Genomic DNA, 16,218 nt, shown 5'->3' on the forward strand with positions numbered 1-16,218 from the left:
ACAACATGTCTTTTGGAAAATATTTTCTAACAAAAAAATAAAAAGTACATTTATGAAAAATTTTCAAACAGATGCAATTAAGTTTTTGGGAACTTAAAAATTGGTTTACAAATGTAGATTTCACTATTGTTGGTAGTGGAATTGTCGGGTTGCATTGTGCTCTTGAATTGCGAGAAAAATTTCCTTCTGCTAAAATTTTGGTGCTTGAAAAAGGTGTACTTCCGCAAGGTGCGAGTACAAAAAATGCCGGATTTGCGTGTTTTGGATCGGTTTCTGAAATCTTAGATGATTTGAATTCGCACACGGAAGAAGAAGTGTTGAAATTGGTTCAAAAAAGATGGGAAGGATTGCAATTACTTCGCAAACGAATTGGCGATGAGGCTTTAGATTTAAAGCCGTACGGCGGATATGAATTGTTTTTAAAGGAAGATGAATCTACGTATGAAGAATGTTTACAAAAGCTTCCGTTTATCAACGAACTTCTAAAACCGTTGCTTAAGAATGACGTTTTTTCGAAAGAAATTGATCGATTTGCCTTTCAGGGAATTCAGGAATATGTACTTTTTAATCCGTATGAAGCTCAAATTGATACCGGAAATATGATGCAAAAGCTTTTGAAAATGGCTACGAATCAGAATATTCTCATTCTAAATCAACAAACGGTTACTTCCTATATTGAAAAAAATAATGAGGTCGAAGTTGCTTTAAGCGATTTTTCTTTTCAAACCAAAAAATTGTTTTTTGCTACCAATGGTTTTGCCAATGAATTAACCAATGGCGAAGTAAAACCCGCGAGAGCACAAGTTTTGATTACTAAACCTATTCCGAATTTAGACATTAAAGGAACGTTTCATTTGGATAAAGGCTATTATTATTTTAGAAATTTTGAAAATAGAATTTTATTAGGTGGCGGAAGAAATTTAGATTTTGAGGGAGAAACCACAACAGAATTAGCTCAAACAGAAATTATTCAGAATAAGTTGGAGCAATTGCTAAAAGAAGTAATTTTGCCCAATCAATCGTTTGAAATTGAACATCGCTGGAGCGGAATTATGGGCGTTGGAAATCATAAAAACCCAGTCGTAAAACAACTTAGTGAAAATGTTTTTTGCGGTGTTCGCTTGGGCGGAATGGGCGTGGCGATTGGTAGTTTAGTTGGAAAAGAATTAGCAGACTTAATTAGGCAGTAATTATGATAAAAAAAATACTCCGTTTTCTTTGGAAAGCAGCCTTATGGTTTTTTGGAATTTCTATTTTTATGGTTATTCTCTACAAATTTGTTCCTGTACCGTTCACACCTTTAATGGGAATTAGAGCCATCGAACAAAAAAAGGAAGGTAAAGAAATGATTTGTAGCCACGATTGGATTCCAATTGAAGAGATTTCACCTAATCTTCAAAAAGCGGTAATTGCCAGCGAAGATGCTAATTTTTTAACCCACAACGGCTTTGATTTTAAAGCGATTGAAAAAGCAATGGAAGCCAACAAAAAAGGCAAGAAATTGCGTGGCGGAAGCACTATTTCGCAACAAACCGCCAAAAATGTTTTCCTATGGCAAGGAAGAAGTTATTTACGAAAAGGATTAGAAGCCTATTTTACGTTACTAATCGAACTCATTTGGGGAAAAGAACGAATCATGGAAGTTTATCTCAATAGTATAGAAATGGGTAACGGCGTTTACGGAGCACAAGAAGCTTCGCGTGTTTGGTATGGAAAAGATGCTAAGAATTTGACTCCACGAGAAGCTGCCGGAATTGCGGCAATCTTACCTAATCCGAGAAAATTTAAAGCTTCAAATTCATCTAATTATATCAATAGAAGAAAAGGATTTATTGTGCGGCAGATGAGTTATTTGGGGAAGATTGAGTATTAAAAAATAAGTTTTTTATAAAATAGATTAATGTTGATTAAACTATATTTTCTTAATCCCCATATTAAACAACGTAAATGCTTGAATATCGGCGTTTTCCTCAATGGTTTTAGAAATTGGTTTTCCTGCTCCGTGTCCGGCATTTACATCAATTCGTATCAAAACTGGGTTTTCTCCGGCCTGTTTGTCTTGCAATTCGGTAGCAAATTTAAAACTATGAGCCGGTACAACTCTATCATCGTGGTCACCAGTTGTGACTAAAGTTGCCGGATATTTTGTTCCTTTTTTCACGTTGTGAACCGGTGAATAATTCTTTAAATAGTCAAACATCTCTTTGCTGTCATTGGCTGTTCCATAATCGTAAGCCCAACCTGCTCCGGCTGTAAAAGTATGGTAACGTAACATATCTAACACACCAACTGCTGGCAAAGCTACTTTGGCTAAATCAGGCCGTTGTGTCATTACTGCACCCACTAATAAACCACCGTTTGAACCACCGCGAATTGCTAAATAATCTGATGAAGTGTATTTTTGAGCAATCAAATATTCACCAGCTGCAATAAAATCATCAAAAACATTTTGTTTGTTCATTTGCGTTCCGGCATCGTGCCATTTTTTTCCATATTCACCACCACCACGTAAATTGGCTACAGCATAAATTCCTCCATTTTCCATCCAAACCACATTGGCAACACTGAAACTTGGCGTTAAACTAATATTAAAACCACCGTAACCATATAATACAGTTGGATTTTTACCATCTAATTTCAATCCCTTTTTATGTGTAATAATCATCGGGATTTTTGTTCCATCTTTGGAAGTATAAAACACTTGTTTACTTTCGTAATCGGCAGAATTGAAATCTACTTTTGGTTTTTGATATTCTTTTGATGATCCCGTTTTTGGGTCATACGAATAAATTGTTCCGGGAGTAATGTAATTTGAAAAGGAAAAATACAATTCTTTATCGGTCTTTTTCCCTCCGAAACCTCCAGCAGAACCAACTCCCGGTAATTTCACTTCACGAATTGCTTTTCCTTCATAATCATATTGAACCACTTGTGAGATAGCATCTTTCATATAATTTGCAAAAATATAACCGCCTCCGGTTGAAGGAGATAACACATAATCGGTTTGCGGAATAAAATCTTTCCAGTTTTCCGGTTTTGCGTTTTTAGCATCAACAGTCACCATTTTTTGATTGGGTGCATTCAGATTGGTAACGATATATAACTTTGAACCTACATTATCAATAATGTAATTGTTGCTGTTGAAATTATCAACAATCGTTTCTAATTTACTATTTGGATTACTTAAATCTTTTAGGTATAATTCGTTTCCGGTGGTAGAATTAGCAGCTGTTACTATCAAAAATTGCTGATCTTCGGTCACACCACCACTTACATATCTTCTCTTTTCGTTTAAGCCAAAAATCACTTTGTCTTCTTTTTGAGAAGTTCCTAATTTATGGTAATATAATTTGTGTTGATCAGTTTTGGCAGAAAGTTCACTTCCTTCCGGTTTGTCATAACTGGAATAAAAGAAACCATCATTTCCCATCCAAGAAATTCCGCTGAACTTGACATCAACAAGCGGTTGTTCCAATACTTTCTTTGAAACGGCATCCATGATAATGATTTTGTTCCAATCGCTACCGGCTTCAGAAGTGGAGTATGTAACAAGCGAACCATCTTTTGAGAATTCTAAATTAGCCAATGAAGTCGTTCCGTCCGCCGCAAATGTATTTGGATCTAGGAAAACCTCTTCTTTTCCGGCTTTGTCTTTTCGATATAAAACCGATTGATTTTGCAAACCGTTATTTTTGTAGAAATAGGTATAATCACCTTCTTTAAAAGGTGCAGAAATACGTTCGTAATTCCACAGTTTCTCTAATCGCTCTTTGATTTGATTTCGATAAGGAATTTGAGAAAGGTAACCAAAAGTAACTTCGTTTTGGGCTTTTACCCACGCACCTGTTTCTGCTGAACGGTCGTCTTCCAACCATCTGTAAGGATCATTTACTTCCGAACCAAAGTAAGTGTCTTTTACGTCGCCTTTTTTTGTTTCGGGATATTTAATAGGAGAATTTGTTTGTGCATTCATACTAATTACACAAACAATTGCCAATGCTGAAATAGATTTTTTCATTTGAAAATTGATTGATATTGACAAATATAATCAACTCAAATGTTAATTTTAGTTAAATAGAGGTCTGTATTTTGGCCAAAGCTTATACATCAAAATACCATTTAATACAGTTACTAGAAGTGCTCCGCTAATTCCCGGAATGTCTAAAAACAAATGAAACAACAAAATATTCGCCGAAATCGGAACTAAAACAACCAAGGCAAAAGCCACCCATTTATTCAACAGTAGCAGAAGTCCAATCAAAATCTCAATCACACCAACCACTTGTAGAACATAACCGGTTGAAGCTAACGAATTAATAAAATTGGCCGCATTTTCCGGTAATTCAGGAGCCGGAATAAAAGTTAGAAATTTGTTAAGTCCGAAAACAACAAGGATTGCTCCAAGCAGGATTCGCATCAGTTTGGTAAATTGTGAATTCATAAGCTGTCGTATTTTTTGGTTAGAAAATTTAATAAAATAACTAAGTTAGTAAAAAATACTTTATAAAATTCACAAAATGAAATAAAAAAACCAAACCCTAGCGTTTGTAGGGTTTGGTTGGAAAAGATAATTTTTAAATAAATTTAGATTATAACGATAGGAAAAGAAACCTCAACATCGGTTGAACCACCGGCATTACTAATGTTGCCATCTGAAACACCATCGGCATTTTTGTTTGGTAAATGTCTTAGAGTAATTGTGATTATTCCAGTTCCAGGATTTGCTCCTGTTGCAAATGTAAATTCTAATCCAAGTGGATTTCCTTCAGTATCAAAATCCGAATAGGTAAAGTTTCCTAAACTGTTTGGAATTTGATAAAACACTTGGTGTTCCAAATCTTTCTCTTCAATTTCTTCAGTGATATTTTCAGCAGGATTTACCAACTCATTCAAAAACTGAACAGAACCGGAATAATTGGTTGAAGCGGCAAAATTTCCACTTACGGTAATTATCGGTGCATTTGGGCCATCGCCATCAGCATCTCGTGAAGTTAATGTGATGGTTTCTCCGCCACCCACAAATGTTGCGGTTAACGTTGTTATTAATTCTTCTTCCACCACCGGAGAATCGTCGTTGCTGCACGAATTGAAAGTGAAGATTGCTGTTAAGGCCAAAGCCATGATTTTTAAATTTTTCATTTTTGTGTTTTTAATAATTAATTTTTAATTGTAATTGTATGTTTCTACCCATTTCATCAACAAAAAAACGTTGGCGATTTAAGTAGTCACGGTAGTCTGTGTTTAACATATTTTGAACGGATAAAGCGATGGTGGTATCCAATATTTTGAAGGCCTTGAACTTCATTTCCGAATAAAAATGGAACAATTGATACGCTTTTGGCGGTGTGCTGATGTCAACGATAACGGGAACAAATTCGCCATCTACAATGATATCGGTTTCAAAATTAAAGTCAGGATATCGATGCTGACGAAAAACCGATTCGGATTGAAGTTCTAAAAGCAATCCATTCCATCCTTCCTTTTTGTATTGAATGGACGTTGAAATCGTCATCGGCGGCATATCAATCAACGGCTGACTTTCAGATAAATCTTCGCCATTGACATAGGCAAACGAAAATTTGTGTTGCCAATTCGAATGGATGTTCCATTGCGAATGAAAATCAAGTCCAAACAATCGAGCATTGGTTTGTTGAAACTCCCAAACGGGAAAAGCTCCGCGAATCGTGGTCTCAAAACCAATGGGTCGCAAATATATAAAATTGGAAATGTAATGTAAAAACGGATTGATTTCCATTGAAAAGGACTTTCCATTTTTCGATAAAGAAGAAGAAAATTTAAGTGATTCTTCTTTTTTCAAACGTAAATCACCCAACTCAATTTGACCGGTAGAATGATGTAACCCATCGGAGAAAAATTCAGACGGATTTGGATTTCTGTTGGATAAACTAATGTTGTTTAACCATTTCCAGTCCTGCTGAAAATCTTTTCGAACACCTAAACTCGCAGAAATGTTGTGAAAGGTAAATTGCGGCTTAGTTCGCCATTGGTTGGCAGTTTCGTCAACAATAATATCTGCAAAATCATCTTGATAACCTCGTTCTTCCCAACGTGATTTCAAATAATCTTTTGAAGCTTCGATAGTTGAAAAATCATAGCGAACTCCTCCATCAACAATTAAATCTTCATTGATTTCATACGTTCCGATACCATAAAAACCTGCATCAAATCGAACATAAGTTGGAATTAAAGGTCTCACGCCGGTTCTTGGATTGGCAAAATTGTTTTGAAATAATCCGCTAATTCCGGTTTTTAAAGTAAATTGATTCCACTCTTTTTTATAGTCCGATTGAAGAGAATGTGTGGTCAATTCTAAATCCAAAGCGGCTTTGTTCGCGTCCTCACCCAACCTCAAATCAAGTTCATTTCGGTTGTTAAATTGAAGCGAATAAAAAGTAGAAATCGAACTGCTTTCATCCAATTTTTGCAAATAATTCAACTTGAATAAATGATGTTGAATCACTTGTTTTGGATGTTGAATCGAATACGTAAAATCATTAATTATATACGGAATTTGGTTGTTAATGGAGTTATACAAATCGGTTACATTTCCAATGTGCGAAGCACTCAAAATACCAATCTTAGCATTGTATAAACTGTAGAAAGCAGAAAGTCCATAGTTTTCTTTCACATACGAAACATCACCTGAAAAATTCAGTTCTCGGTTTCCGGAATTGGATAAAACGTAATCCGGAGATTCCCTATCACCAAAATAAGTGAACGTTCCCAACGCATTCCATCGCCAACCTGCTGAATTTCCTTTGTGAATACTCGAACTTATCGTTCCGCCACGACCATTGGATGAACCGCTGACAATCGTTCTGCCAAACAAGGTGTCTTGCTTCACACTGGTTGACTCGATAATTACCATTCCGCCAACAGCATCACCACTGTATTGCAAGCCCGAAGCTCCTTTAACAACTGAAATTTTTCCGGCAGCGTTTAAATCAAAATTCGGAGCATGTTCCGTTCCCCATTGTTGATCTTCCAGCCGAACTTGATTGGAAAAAATGGGCACTCGACTACTGTGCAAACCGTTAATCACCGGCTTGACAATGGTCGTACCTGTTCGTAAAAGCGAAACGCCGGGGACTTCCTTCAACGCATCTGCCAACGTTTTGGAACTATTTCGCTCGATTGACGCTTTTGAAATGCGTTGTTCCGATAAACTACTGCTGACTTTGGCTGTTTTTTGTTTGACGGTAACCGATTCTAATTTCGTTTCGGATGGTTTCAATTGCACATTCAATACCACATCTTGGGTTATATCCACCAACGTGTCGCAGGTGGTATAACCCAAATAGGAAATATACACCCGCAATTCGCCTTTAGGCAAACCATTGATTTCGAATTCGCCAATGGGATTACTGACGGTATTAAAATATTGAGTATGAATGTGACTTCCGGTTAACGGTTGGTTTTTTTCGTTCGTGATTTTTCCACTTAACGTGAATTGACCATAGCTCGAAAATCCAAACATCAACAAGAAGAAAAGGATAAAAAAGTATCGCATTTTTCTGGTTCAAAATATAAAACACATGAAGTCATAACTATTTTGTAGCAAATGACTGTTTTTTGTTTCTAAGATTTTAAACGGTTTGCGGCGGTCCGCGATGTGAAAAAAGGGAACCTGAAAAGGTAGAAATAATGGCTTGTTCCTTAATTAAATAGGGAACAGGTTTAATCGGTAAATCAAATCGATACGTTAGTACCTCCGGTTGGGTGTAAAACCAAAAATGAAAATCACAGATGGAACAGCTCTCTTCCGAATGTTGATGCGAAAAACCTTCGTGCGAATGATGACAGACTTCGGTTTCCTCAACATCATCAGCCACTAAATACTGATAGCTATGCAATGACTGAAACAGTATTGTGAACAACACTGCCGACATTAAATAGAGGTTGACTATAGCTATTTTTTTCTTCATCAACAGCAAAGATAGCAAAAAAGCCCCTGAAAAGGAGCTTAAATTACTTTTAATCTTTTGTTAAACTAGTTTGTTAGCTACCAAATACTCTGCAATTTGAATGGTATTGGTTGCCGCTCCTTTGCGTAAATTATCAGAAACAATCCACATGTTTAGGGTGTTGGGCTGACTTTCATCACGGCGAATTCGGCCAACAAAAACATCATCTTTGCCTTGTGCATAAATAGGCATCGGATAGGTTTTAGTGTCCAAATTATCCTGAACGGAAACGCCGGCAGTGTTGTGCAAAATCGAACGAACTTCATTAACATCAAAATCATTTGAAAACTCTACATTCACCGCTTCACTGTGTCCGCCAACAACCGGAATTCTGATGGCGGTTGCGGTCACGGCAATGCTTCTGTCGCCCATAATTTTTTGCGTTTCGCGAACCAATTTCATTTCTTCTTTGGTGTAGCCGTTGTCTTCAAACACATCACATTGCGGAATGGCATTTCGGTGAATTGGGTACGGATACGCCATTTCGCCTTTCACACCGGCATATTCATTTTCCAATTGTTGAACCGCTTTCACACCCGTTCCGGTAATGGATTGATACGTAGAAACGATGACACGCTTGATGTTGTATTTTTTATGCAATGGTGCCAAAACCATTACCATTTGAATGGTGGAACAGTTTGGATTGGCGATGATTTTATCTGCTGCAGTTAATTCGGAAGCATTGATTTCCGGAACCACTAATTTTTTAGTAGGATCCATTCGCCAAGCAGATGAATTGTCGATTACTGTTGTTCCAACTGCTGCAAATTTTGGTGCCCATTCCAACGACGTTTCTCCACCGGCTGAAAACAAAGCAATATCAGCTTTCCTATCCACAGCGGTTTGTAACCCCACTACTTTATAGGTCTTTCCTTTAAATTCTATTTCTTTTCCAACAGATTTTTCGGAAGCCACAGGAATTAATTCCGTCACTGGAAAATTCCTTTCGGCTAAAACGTTAAGCATCACTTCGCCAACCATTCCGGTTGCGCCAACAACAGCAACTTTCATATTTTTATTTATTTATTTTTGAAGTACAAAAGTATGTAGAAAAAAGAGAATAGAATATAGAAAAAAGAAGGAAATGCAGATAGGTTCTAACTAGCCCCGATAAGAGCGGTATCCTTTTTTGAAAAAAAAGATATAGCGGATAGCGGGAGGATACTTCCTGATCAAACGGATGCCGTGTGCTCCAAATATAAAAAAAAGACCCTGAAACGAGTTCAGGGTTAAATTAGAATATGCTATGTAGTGGTATTATTTTTTTAATAAATCTCTAATTTGAGTAAGCAATTCTTCTTGAGTTGGGCCAGCTGGAGCAGCTTCAACTGGTTTTTTCATACTATTGATAGCTTTTACCATGATGAAAATTACAAATGCAATTACCAAGAAGCCTATAGCTGCCGATAGGAATTTTCCATAAAGAATTCCTCCTCCTGTTTTTAAATCGGCTAGGTTTTCAACTTGTGCCGCTTTTAGGGCTGGATCTAGTAAAGCTGGAGTAATAACATCTGACACTAATGAATCAACAATAGCGCCAAATGCAGCTCCAATAATAACTCCAACTGCCAAATCCATGGCATTACCTTTTGCAATAAAGTCTTTAAATTCTGAAATCATTCCCATTTTTGTTTTGTTTTATTTGTTAATAGAGCACTAAAATAATAAAATTTTAAATAATTCAAAAAAAAAAATTATTCTCTAAAAAAAACGCGTTTTACCCGTTGCGAAATACTCGTCAAAATTTCATACGGAATTGTGTTTAGTTGCTTTGCCATAAAATTAACCGTTGGATTTTCACCAAAAATGATAACAATATTTCCTTCTTTGCAATCAATGCCAGTTATATTAACCATAAGCATATCCATGCATATACTTCCTATAATTTTGGCGGGGGTATTATTTATTAATACGTAACCAACACCGTGTCCCCAAGCTCTACTAATGCCATCTGCATACCCAATGGGGATAGTAGCTATTTTGGTTGTTTCAGTAGCTATAAATCTTCTGCCATATCCTACACTTTCGTCTTTTTCAATAGTTCGGATTTGTGAGATTACTGACTTTAAAGTGCCTACAATTTCGAGTTCTTTTTGTTCTTCCGCATCATTAGAAATTCCATACAATCCTATTCCTAGTCGCACCATATCGTATTGCGCTTCAGGATAATTGGTAATGCCTGAGGTGTTTAAAATATGACGGATTAGCTTTGCTCCGTTCGCCGTTTGCTCGGGTGGGTTTATCTTTAATTCGGTTTGTAGTTGTGTTGACAATTTTTCAAACAAAGCAATTTGGGATTTTGAAAAGGCATCGTGTTTCAAATCGTCACTGGTTGCCATGTGTGATAAAATGCTTTTGATTTGAACATTATTATTTCCTTTAAGAATTTGAATTAACTCTGGTAAGTGTTCTTCTTCAAATCCCAACCGATGCATTCCGGTATCGATTTTGATATGAATAGGGAAGTGTTTAAGTTTCTTTTGTTCGGCAATTTTTAAAAATGCTTTTAGTCCTTTTATCGAATATATTTCGGGTTCTAATTGATGTTGAATTAGGGCAGAAAAGCTGGTGCTTTCTGGATTTAAAACCATTATTGGAACTGTAATTCCAGCACTTTTTAAAGAAATTCCTTCATCGGCAAAAGCCACACCCAAATAATCCACTTTGTGATGTTCGAGTAACTTCGCTATTTCAAATCCACCATTACCATAGCCAAAAGCTTTGACCATGACCATCATTTTGGTTTTTGGCGCTAGTTTTGATTTGTAAAAATTGAGATTATGGCTAATAGCGTTGAGGTTAATTTCCAAAACTGTTTCATGTGTTTTTTCTTCTAGCAAGGATACGATTTCTTCAAAGTGAAAATTACGCGCCCCTTTAATGAGTATGGTTTCGTTTTCAAAATTCAAGTTCTCAAAAGAAGTAGTAAAATCATTTATATTCTTGAATGCTAAACAATTTATGAACTTGTTTTTAAACTGCGAAATTGTTTCACCAATGCCAATAACTCGATTAATTTTATTGGAAATAATTAATTGTGAAACCTGTGAATATAATTCTTCATTATTCAATCCGCTTTGAAAAATATCGGATAAAATAACAGTTTTCTTTTTATGTTGTTTTTGATTTTCTAAAAAGTCTAAAGCAATTTTAAACGATTGAAAATCAGAACTGTAGCTGTCATCAATAATTGTAGTATTGTTGATTCCATTTTTAACTTTCAAACGCATTTCTACTGGGTACAATTGCGCCATTCGAGTTTGAATGACTTTTTGGTTGTATCCAAAATAAAGCATCACCATCATACAATGAATAGCATTTTCAATCGAAGCTTGGTCATGAAAAGGAATGGTAATTGTGAAAGTATCTTCTTGATACGTTACATACAATATGGTCAATTCATCGGTGTTTTTTTTAGTAATATAAACATCCGCACTTTTATCGTCTGAACACCAACTGAAGGTATTAATTTTTGGGTTTATAAAAGCAATTATGCTCTTATTTTTGTTTAAAATCAGCACTTTTACTGAAATGAAAAGTTTTAGTTTTTCTTTTATTTTTTCGGCTAGACTCGAAAACCCCTCGTCGTGAGCCGAACCAATGTTTGATAAAATTCCTATGGTAGGTTGAATGATTTTTTGCAGTTTTTCCATTTCATTGGTAGTGGAAATTCCGGCTTCAAATATTCCTAAATTATGTTTTTCTTTAATGCCTAAAATAGAAAGTGGCACACCCACTTGAGAATTGTAACTTTTTGGACTGCGGATAATATTATAATCGGGACTTAACAAGAAATTCAACCACTCTTTGATAATGGTTTTTCCGTTGCTACCTGTAATTCCAATTATTGGGAAATCAAATAAACTGCGGTAATAAGAGGCAAATTTTTGAAGTGCGGTTAACGTATTCTCAACAAGTAAAAAATTGACATCTTGAACGGGTTCAACTTTTTCGGAGACAATAAAATTTCGAACCCCTTTTTCAATCAACTCAGCAATATAATGATGTCCGTTGTTATTGGGACCAACCAAACAAAAAAACAAAGTCTGTTGGTTATTTTGCAGGGAGCGACTGTCGAGGGATACGTTTTCAATACTATTTTCAGAATGACTGCCTGAAAAGGCGGCATCGAGCAATGTAATAATATCTTTTATAACAAGGTTCACCGGTTAGGATTTAGGTTTGTTTGTGTTTTCCGTTTTGTGTTCCGCTTGTTCGCGAAGGGCATGATAATAGGCTGCTCTGCTTAAAGGTTCATATTCTTCCGTTTCACCCAACATGACTAATTTATCATTATCGGCTTTTCGAAAACTGTAATTGGCTAAATTCCCGGTGCGGGTGCATACGGCGTGAACTTTGGTGACATATTCTGCTGTTGCCATTAAAGCGGGCATTGGCCCAAACGGATTTCCTTTAAAATCCATGTCTAAACCGGCCACAATTACGCGAATTCCTGAATTGGCCAAATCATTGCAAATGGTCACTATTTCATCATCAAAAAACTGAGCTTCGTCAATGCCAACTACATCACAACTTTGGGCCAAAATACGAATATTGGCAGCCGCCGGAACTGGAGTCGAACGAATTTCATTGGCATCATGCGAAACCACCATCTCATCGTGATAACGCGTATCGATGGCAGGCTTAAAAATCTCCACTTTTTGTTTGGCAAATTGAGCTCTTTTCAGTCTTCGAATAAGCTCTTCGGTCTTTCCCGAGAACATCGATCCGCAGATGACTTCAATCCAACCAAATTGTTCTTTATGATTTACAGTATTTTCAAGAAACATTTTCTACTTTTCTAGCGGTGAACAACATATTTTTATGTTATTTTGTATCAGTAACAAATTTATAAAATTCTAAACGCTATACTCAATATAATTTTAAAAGTTATGAAGAAAAAGTTAGAAGCCGATTTAATCAGCATTGCCCACCGAATTTTAAAATTAAAAGGCAAAGAAGATGTAATACAATTACATCAGGAAGCTCAAAAATTATATGAAAAACTAGCCATTCTTAGTTTTTATGAAGAAAATTTTAATGTATTGAAAGAAGAAATTTCTGCCGAAGAATTGGAAGAAAAATTAAATACAGTAGCCGTTGCCCAACCTATTGTGGAGATGGAAGTAGTTACGGTTGAGCCAACGCTTGTTCAAGAAACTCTAATTGAAGAAACAGTGCAAGAAGAGCCCCTAGCAGAAGTAACGGCTGTTGAGGAAGTAGTTTCGGAAACTGTGGAAGAATTAACCGAAGAAGAAATTGTTCCTGAACCTGAAATAGTAGCAGCAACGGAAGAGGTGTTGGAAGAAGAAAGTAAAACAGAAACAATAGAACCTCTTTTCAATCCTATTTTTGAATTATCAATAGAGGTGGAGGATGAGAAAACAGCTCCAAAATTAGAGCAAAAACAAATTTTGTTCGAAGACTTATTGGGCTCAGATTATAAAGAACCGGATTTTGTAAAAGTAAACGACGTTCCGAAAGAAGTGGAAAGAGCTTCTGAAATGGCCTTTGAAAAAACGGAAGAAACTTTTGTGCCTGAAATAAAAGCAGAAGTTTTTGCGGCTAAAATCGAGCAAAAAATTGCATCGTTAAACGATACTTTAATCAAAGGCATTAACATTGGACTAAATGACCGAATTGCTTTTGTAAAACATTTATTTGCGGGAAGTAACGAGGATTTTAACCGCGTGGTTTCTCAAATCAGTACCTATGATTCACTTGAAGAAGCACAAAGTTTTTTGGAGGATATGGTAAAACCTGACTATAATTATTGGGAAGGAAAAGAAGATTATGCCACTCGTTTTATGAATTTGATAGAGAAAAAATTTGCCTAAATGTCCAAACTGTACATCGTTCCCACACCCATCGGAAACCTGGAAGATATGACTTTTAGAGCCATTAAAGTGCTCAAAGAAGTAGATTGTATCTTGGCAGAAGACACCCGAAACAGCGGGAAATTATTGAAGCATTTTGAAATTGTTACGCACATGCAAAGCCACCACATGCACAACGAGCACAAAACGGTGGAAGGACTGATTAAGCGGTTACAATCCGGAGAAACGATTGCTTTGATTTCCGATGCCGGAACACCTGCCATTTCCGATCCGGGTTTTTTGTTGACTAGGGCTTGTGTCGAAAACAACATCGAAGTAGAATGTTTGCCCGGAGCAACGGCTTTTGTGCCGGCTTTAGTGAATAGCGGATTGCCTAATGATAAGTTTGTGTTTGAAGGGTTTCTTCCTGATAAAAAAGGTAGACAAACCCGTTTTTTGGCTTTAGCCGACGAAGTCAGAACGATGATTTTTTATGTGTCTCCGCATAAATTAACAAAAACACTCGCTGAATTTGTAAACTATTTTGGGGCAGATAGACCGGTTTCGGTGTCCAGAGAATTGTCTAAACTTCATGAAGAAACCGTTCGCGGTACAGCCACAGAAGTCCTAAAACACTTTGAAAATAAACCCGCTAAAGGAGAAATTGTAGTGGTGGTAGGCGGCAAATCAATCAAATAAAAATATAACTTTTTTGATACAATAAGCTCAAAAAACAATTATAATGAAACAATTAAGTTACATTAAGAGGTTAAACAATCCCTTGATTTCTGCTTGTTGCTCGGAATTAATAAAAGCAGCATCTGCAAATTCTCCCCATCTTACAATAGCCTCTCGGCATTCCTGAATAAGTAGAGTCGGTTTTTTAAGATGTACATTTTTTGCAACAGTCAAAACATCGGTTAAGTTGAGATCATCTTTTTTTCCATTGATGGTCATTTGATGTGATTTTAACCAAAAATTGGAAGGATTATAAGCAAATGTAATATCATAAGCAGGAGAAAGTGACCATTTTCCCTCCGGATTCATGAGAAATGAGATGTTTTTGGTGTGATCATCTTGGTTTCTGGCCATGATGTTAAAAACCATTCTTCGGAACAATTCTTCCATGTCGGTATAGGGCAGTTGCATTTGCCGCATTATTTGAAAGGCTTGTTCATAGGAATAGGCACCGGGCATATTGTAATCAAAGTGAGCTAATCCACAGAGGGTTTGCGTGTGCAATTTTTGATTATTAAGGCGGTCAAACCGTTTGGTCATAAAATGGGCCCGCTGATTTTCTTTTTTTAACTGACTTTCCATCATGGGTATACCGGCCGCTTGAGCCATTAAGTAATAGGCATATTCAATGTTTCCATATCCTTTTGGATCGCCTAATTGATGATTGGTTACACCGTCAAATTTGATAAGCCAATAATCATAGCCTGCTAAACCATCAATTTGACCGGAGCGGACTTCTCCGGTGGAAGGGTTGTAGGCAACAATAGCTTTTGCTCTGGCACCGCCGGCAGAACTTCCTACTTGAAGGAGGTCAGAAAATCCGTTTTCAGATTGTAAATTTGTTTTGAAGTTGGCTCGTTGGTCCAGCACTTCTCGGGCAAATTGCACTAAAGCTTCAATTTCCAAGGGGTTCGAAGGGGTGGCGAGTTGCCCGGATTCGGGCTCAAATTCCAAGGCTCCCATTCCGCGTTTGCCAATGTAACATAGGCGGTCAACCGGATTAAAAAGTTGGGCGGAACGACCTTGTTGAGCCAGCCATGCATCGATTACCTGATTCCCGAATTTATCCGGCAAACTATCGGCTAATAAACCAGGTAATCCTTTAAAGGTTTCATAGTTCAAAAAGGGAAAAGAATACACCCGACGACCTTTTCGGGCATCTTCAATAGGTAACATAAGGGGGGATAAATCAAATGGAAGTTTGACAAAGTCTTTATCAAACTCAAAAAAACCAACATTTTTTGATTCATCCCAAAGGATAGCACCTACCCGATGATTCCATATTTTTATAGCTGCTAGGGTATTCATGGTTATTTGGAAGGAGAGGCTTTTTTACGGTATTTTGCTCGTTCTTCCATTACTTTCATCGGACTGATTTCAGGCTCTTCATTCAAGTAGTTGAAGAGGTCTAATTTACCTAAAGCCCGCATGAGCTGCACCATGGTTAACAAATTAATGGCTTGACCGGTTTCCATACGGCTGATGGTTATTCGACTTAAACCACATCGTTCTGCCAGCTCTTCTTGGGAAAGATTCTGGTTTAAACGCATTTGTTTCAAACTGGCACATAGTGTCTTTACTACTACAGCATCAGTCATCGCATACCATTTTTTATTGTAACTAGTTTGATACATAAAATTCAATTTAACAGAATAATGAAACATTTAATATACAAATTT

General features: G+C 36.7%; 15 protein-coding genes. 4 read left to right on the plus strand and 11 right to left on the minus strand.

From position 1 onward, the window contains the following. Window positions 1-71: 71 nt before the first annotated feature. Together ACIQ2Z_RS04625 and mtgA are read left to right on the plus strand one after the other, a co-directional pair. Window positions 72-1,190, plus strand: a complete 1,119-nt coding sequence (locus tag ACIQ2Z_RS04625; RefSeq protein WP_396182990.1) for an NAD(P)/FAD-dependent oxidoreductase — start codon at window positions 72-74, stop codon at window positions 1,188-1,190. 2 nt (window positions 1,191-1,192) lie between these two features. Continuing rightward, the gene (mtgA, locus tag ACIQ2Z_RS04630) at window positions 1,193-1,873 is read left to right on the plus strand and encodes a monofunctional biosynthetic peptidoglycan transglycosylase (RefSeq protein WP_396182991.1); all 681 of its coding nucleotides are present in this window, start codon (window positions 1,193-1,195) and stop codon (window positions 1,871-1,873) included. Window positions 1,874-1,912: 39 nt separating this feature from the next. Here the strand turns inward: mtgA and ACIQ2Z_RS04635 are convergent, their stop codons facing one another. The 9 genes from ACIQ2Z_RS04635 to ACIQ2Z_RS04675 form a co-directional block, all read right to left on the minus strand. Beyond that, complete coding sequence (locus tag ACIQ2Z_RS04635) at window positions 1,913-3,973, minus strand: prolyl oligopeptidase family protein (RefSeq protein ID WP_396183022.1); 2,061 nt, start codon at window positions 3,971-3,973, stop codon at window positions 1,913-1,915. Window positions 3,974-4,066: 93 nt separating this feature from the next. Further along, the gene (locus tag ACIQ2Z_RS04640) at window positions 4,067-4,441 is read right to left on the minus strand and encodes a DoxX family membrane protein (RefSeq protein ID WP_396182992.1); all 375 of its coding nucleotides are present in this window, start codon (window positions 4,439-4,441) and stop codon (window positions 4,067-4,069) included. A gap of 143 nt (window positions 4,442-4,584) precedes the next feature. Then, complete coding sequence (locus tag ACIQ2Z_RS04645; protein ID WP_396182993.1) at window positions 4,585-5,139, minus strand: type 1 periplasmic binding fold superfamily protein; 555 nt, start codon at window positions 5,137-5,139, stop codon at window positions 4,585-4,587. 10 nt (window positions 5,140-5,149) lie between these two features. After that, the gene (locus ACIQ2Z_RS04650) at window positions 5,150-7,531 is read right to left on the minus strand and encodes a TonB-dependent receptor (protein ID WP_396182994.1); all 2,382 of its coding nucleotides are present in this window, start codon (window positions 7,529-7,531) and stop codon (window positions 5,150-5,152) included. A gap of 76 nt (window positions 7,532-7,607) precedes the next feature. Further along, on the minus strand, window positions 7,608-7,946 hold the full coding sequence (locus ACIQ2Z_RS04655) for a hypothetical protein (protein WP_396182995.1): 339 nt from the start codon (window positions 7,944-7,946) through the stop codon (window positions 7,608-7,610). 60 nt (window positions 7,947-8,006) lie between these two features. Then, the gene (locus ACIQ2Z_RS04660; protein WP_396182996.1) at window positions 8,007-8,996 is read right to left on the minus strand and encodes an aspartate-semialdehyde dehydrogenase; all 990 of its coding nucleotides are present in this window, start codon (window positions 8,994-8,996) and stop codon (window positions 8,007-8,009) included. A 246-nt stretch (window positions 8,997-9,242) separates the two neighbouring features. After that, window positions 9,243-9,611, minus strand: a complete 369-nt coding sequence (gene mscL / locus ACIQ2Z_RS04665) for a large conductance mechanosensitive channel protein MscL (protein ID WP_396182997.1) — start codon at window positions 9,609-9,611, stop codon at window positions 9,243-9,245. A gap of 68 nt (window positions 9,612-9,679) precedes the next feature. Continuing rightward, on the minus strand, window positions 9,680-12,151 hold the full coding sequence (locus ACIQ2Z_RS04670; protein WP_396182998.1) for a bifunctional UDP-N-acetylmuramoyl-tripeptide:D-alanyl-D-alanine ligase/alanine racemase: 2,472 nt from the start codon (window positions 12,149-12,151) through the stop codon (window positions 9,680-9,682). Window positions 12,152-12,154: 3 nt separating this feature from the next. After that, window positions 12,155-12,775, minus strand: coding sequence for a thymidine kinase (locus ACIQ2Z_RS04675; RefSeq protein WP_396182999.1), 621 nt, complete (start codon window positions 12,773-12,775; stop codon window positions 12,155-12,157). 102 nt (window positions 12,776-12,877) lie between these two features. On the opposite strand from ACIQ2Z_RS04675, the gene ACIQ2Z_RS04680 reads away from it, so the two are divergent. Together ACIQ2Z_RS04680 and rsmI are read left to right on the plus strand one after the other, a co-directional pair. Then, a complete protein-coding gene (locus ACIQ2Z_RS04680) occupies window positions 12,878-13,822 on the plus strand; it encodes a hypothetical protein (RefSeq protein ID WP_396183000.1) in 945 nt (314 codons plus the stop codon). After that, entirely contained in the window at window positions 13,823-14,500 is a 678-nt protein-coding gene (gene rsmI, locus ACIQ2Z_RS04685) for a 16S rRNA (cytidine(1402)-2'-O)-methyltransferase (RefSeq protein ID WP_396183001.1), read from the plus strand. A 57-nt stretch (window positions 14,501-14,557) separates the two neighbouring features. Here rsmI and ACIQ2Z_RS04690 read toward each other — a convergent pair whose 3' ends face one another. Continuing rightward, window positions 14,558-15,847: a type II toxin-antitoxin system HipA family toxin gene (locus ACIQ2Z_RS04690; RefSeq protein WP_396183002.1), complete on the minus strand. Its 1,290-nt coding sequence runs from the start codon at window positions 15,845-15,847 to the stop codon at window positions 14,558-14,560. Between the two features lie 2 nt (window positions 15,848-15,849). Next, entirely contained in the window at window positions 15,850-16,173 is a 324-nt protein-coding gene (locus ACIQ2Z_RS04695) for a helix-turn-helix domain-containing protein (protein ID WP_396183003.1), read from the minus strand. Window positions 16,174-16,218 lie beyond the last annotated feature (45 nt).

This window comes from Flavobacterium sp. (assembly GCF_044361015.1).
Taxonomy (GTDB): Bacteria; Bacteroidota; Bacteroidia; order Flavobacteriales; family Flavobacteriaceae; genus Flavobacterium.